Here is a 651-nt window from a genome sequence, read left to right on the forward strand (position 1 = left end):
AGACGGTCGGCGATTACCTGGGCGTCGACTACGAGGACCCGACCACCGCGACCCACCGGTTCCTGGCGCACCTGCCGGGCTACCAGGGCTGGCAGTGGGCCGTGGTGGTGGCCGCCTACCCCGGCGCCGACCACGCCACCATCAGCGAAGTGGTGCTGATCCCTGGCCCGACGGCGCTGCTGGCGCCGGAGTGGGTGCCCTGGGACCAGCGGGTCCGTCCCGGCGACCTGAGCCCCGGCGACCTGCTCGCCCCGGCCGCCGACGACCCCCGCCTGGTTCCCGGCTACACCGCCAGCGGCGACCCGCAGGTCGACGAGACCGCCGCCGAGGTGGGGCTGGGCCGGCGCTGGGTGATGAGCAGCTGGGGCCGGTCGGAGGCCGCCGAGCGCTGGCACACCGGCGAATACGGCCCCGACTCGCCGATGGCCCGGTCCACGAAGCGGGTGTGCCGCGACTGCGGCTTCTTCCTGCCGCTGTCGGGCTCGCTCGGCGCGATGTTCGGGGTGTGCGGCAACGAGCTGTCGGCCGACGGGCACATCGTCGACAAGCAGTACGGCTGCGGCGCGCACTCGGACACGCCGGCGCCCGAGGGCACCGGTTCGCCGGCGTACGAGCCCTACGACGACGGAGTCCTCGAGGTGACGGCCGGCC

The 651-nt window shown here is 74.7% G+C and carries 1 protein-coding gene; it reads left to right on the forward strand.

Going from position 1 to position 651, the window contains the following annotated elements:
- The coding region (locus tag A5714_RS01745; RefSeq protein WP_156747128.1) for a DUF3027 domain-containing protein at positions 1 to 651 on the forward strand (651 nt) is incomplete at both ends.

The organism is Mycobacterium sp. E2462 (genome assembly GCF_001672685.1).
Taxonomy (GTDB): Bacteria; Actinomycetota; Actinomycetes; order Mycobacteriales; family Mycobacteriaceae; genus Mycobacterium.